Source organism: Acinetobacter sp. V2 (genome assembly GCF_001188385.1).
Lineage (GTDB): Bacteria > Pseudomonadota > Gammaproteobacteria > Pseudomonadales > Moraxellaceae > Acinetobacter > Acinetobacter oleivorans.
On record NZ_JZFB01000002.1, the window covers coordinates 1 to 3,017 of the forward strand.

2 protein-coding genes and 1 pseudogene are annotated in these 3,017 nt (G+C 38.4%); all 3 read right to left on the reverse strand.

The window, feature by feature from the left end:
- Positions 1 to 76: 76 nt before the first annotated feature.
- Positions 77 to 1,154 (reverse strand): annotated as a pseudogene (locus tag UC75_RS08725) (DUF6670 family protein).
- 17 nt (positions 1,155 to 1,171) lie between these two features.
- On the reverse strand, positions 1,172 to 2,005 hold the full coding sequence (gene pssA, locus UC75_RS08730; protein ID WP_004789558.1) for a CDP-diacylglycerol--serine O-phosphatidyltransferase: 834 nt from the start codon (positions 2,003 to 2,005) through the stop codon (positions 1,172 to 1,174).
- Between the two features lie 41 nt (positions 2,006 to 2,046).
- A complete protein-coding gene (locus UC75_RS08735) occupies positions 2,047 to 2,904 on the reverse strand; it encodes a 23S rRNA (adenine(2030)-N(6))-methyltransferase RlmJ (protein ID WP_004789560.1) in 858 nt (285 codons plus the stop codon).
- Positions 2,905 to 3,017: the final 113 nt, after the last annotated feature.

A 3,017-nucleotide genomic window follows, 5' to 3' on the forward strand; every position in this document is an offset into this window, starting at 1 on the left:
TATAGACCATTAATAACCTTTGACAACCCCTTTTTTAATATTAGTGCAACGACAGTTCGCTTTTTAATCAAAAACACTAAAAATAATCATTTTTTATATAAACATGGCTGTAAAAGCATCAATTTATCTAAAATTTTCTCATCTTGATTCTTTTCCTGCCACCTAAGGGGGCGACAATCAATATATTCACAATATCCACCCTCCCCTTGCAGACATTGTTCATTCCAACTTAGTTGGTATTGAAAGCTTCCTACATATCCAGCAGCCAATCCAAACTTGTAGTCACCACGGCTTTGTGCATAGAGTTCAAAAATAATTTTTCCATTTTTTTTACACTGCCAAGAAAATTCTCTGGGTAAATACATCTCTTTACCGTTCGGTGTTCTAACTTTTGGATAAACGCGATGGATATGTAAATTTACATCTTCAGTAAAGCTCTCAACAGGCTTCCCAAATTCTTGAATATCTAATCTTGAACATAAGATGATATTCCACTGATTTCTTATTTGTGAAAATGCAAGCTGAGTCGTTTCATTTAAATTAATAATTTGGCATGTGTAAAAACATAAAGATAAGAACGGTAAATGCAGGGCTCTTGCGTGTTTAAATCGTCCCAACCCTTCAACTTGATACTTTTGCCCTTTATAAAAAACTTCACCTTCACATAAACATAGGGTTGACCAATAGTCCGAAACACCCCACTGCAATGCAGAATTATTAGAGATATTTTCTGAAATATGAATAATAAGATTGCAACCCATTTCTAGGTCTAATCTCTGAAGATGGATCTTTGGGATTTTCCACTCAATCAAGTCTGTTTTATCAAACTTGTATTGTTCTGAGTCAAACTGGCACTGCCGCCGAATAGAATAAGTTTTTAGATGTCCCACACTATGTTGGCTATTACTCACAAGCACAGTTGCAGTATCAATTGCCGAAGTCGTAATGGTGTGAGCGTTATAACAAAGGGGAATTCGTGGCTGCCCAACTAGACTAATGTAATTAAAGTAACGCAGTGGAGCAGGAAGATTTGGAAGGATTAAGCCTTGATAAACTATTTTAAAAAAGCCGCGAGAAGGCTGATATACAACCCCCTCTCTAGCATTCAGGCCCAGCTGCTGTAATTGATTAATTTGACTTATCAACTTAGGCATACTGAACCTCTTCTATTTTATGTTTTTATTGTTTCGTTACTCTTGCGTGCAAATAGTGTCGTAACAAAACCAGAAAGAGCATAGAGAATTGAAACAGTCAAAATGCCCATTGGAATATTATAAGTGATTGCTGCAAAAATCAGTACTACTGGCAACATAACTACAAAGGGAACGCGTTTACGGTCCATTTGTTTGAAAGAGTAATATTTAATATTGGAAATCATGAGCAACCCCACAACAACCATAATCACGGCATTAATGGATTTAATCGCTATATCACGTAAATCAAAAATGAAAGGATAATCGCGAGCAACCCAAACAAGGGAAATAATGATAATGGCAGCGAGTGGACTTGCAATCCCAATAAAATAGCGCTTATCAACAACACCAATTTGTACATTGAAACGTGCTAAACGGAAAGCTGCACATGCTGTATAAACAAAACAACATGCTAACCCAATACGGCCTAAATCATGCAAACTCCAGCTATACATCAGCATTGCCGGAGCCACACCAAAAGCTAATAAATCAGAAAGGGAATCATATTGCTCACCAAAAGCACTTTGTGCACCAATCGCGCGAGCAACTCGACCATCTAGACCATCTAGAAGCGCTGCTATAAAAATGGCATAAATAGCTTGGGTAAAATCCCCATTCATACTTGCAATGATAGAATAGAAACCAGACAACAAAGCGGCTGTCGTAATTAAGTTAGGCCAAAGATAAATACCTCGGCGCTTCACTTTTTGTCCTTCCGGATTATCCTCTTCTTCAACCACTTCGAATGTAATCCCATCAAATGAATGTTCATTATGAGTTAAATCTTGCTCTGGTTTAGGCGCATTTGTCATTATTTTCTATTCCAAACATGTGCATTGATTTAAGTTAACTGTTACTCACCTACTAACCAGCGAACAGCAGCGTGACCACCAGTTTCTTGCATGCGTAGATGCGGGAATAACCACTGTAGAGCCTGGTCAGCTTGTTCAGAGAACTGCCAAGGTGGGTTAATCACTAATAGACCACAACCATTCAAACCTACAGGTGTGTCATCTGGCCATACACAAATTTCGCAGACTAATTGACGGCGAATTCCTGTTTTAAACATTTTCTTTTCAAAACGTTCAATCATCGCTCGGTCTTTGATTGGATACCAAACTGCAAAAACGCCTGTTGGCCATTTCTTGTGAGCTTGTTGTAACAGTTCAACTAATTGCGGAAAATCTTTACGTTCTAATTCGTAAGGCGGGTCAATCATGACCAAACCACGTTTTTCTTTTGGCGGAATTACGCCGAGCAGACCTTCGTAGGCATCACGTTCATGTAAACCTGCACGTTTATCATAAATGTTGTGTCGCAATTGTTGAAAGACATCGCGTTGCATTTCAAAAATTGTTGCCTTATCAATTTCACGCATGCCTTGCAAAGCAAACCATGGTGAACCCGGATAACTACCTTTGCCTTCTTCAGAGCGTAGCTGTTCTACCAACTTCAAATATTGTTGGATTGCTTCAGGTGCCTGACGCTTTTCCATTTCAGATATTTGAACTAGACGGTGAATGCCTGTAAGAAACTCTCCAGACTTTTGTGCAGGCGCCAGAGATAAATCATATTTTCCTGCACCTCCATGCGTATCGATATAACGATAAGGTTTATCTTTAGCATTTAAACGGTTGAGAAGCTGTAGCAAAAGCACATGCTTCATAACATCTGCAAAGTTGCCCGCATGGAAATGGTGACGGTAATTCATGTTGACTTTAATTCCTCAATTCAACAAATAGTTTAACATGAAAAAAATATTCTTTCGTAAGGTTGTGATCATCTAAAATAGAGCGGCTTGATATTTTTACGATCTACTCGAGG

What these genes read in the sequence shown, in the direction of transcription:
- pssA (WP_004789558.1), bottom strand. Translation starts at nt 2,005, where the DNA reads ATGACAAATGCGCCTAAACCAGAGCAAGATTTAACTCATAATGAACAT.
- UC75_RS08735 (WP_004789560.1), bottom strand. Translation starts at nt 2,904, where the DNA reads ATGAATTACCGTCACCATTTCCATGCGGGCAACTTTGCAGATGTTATG.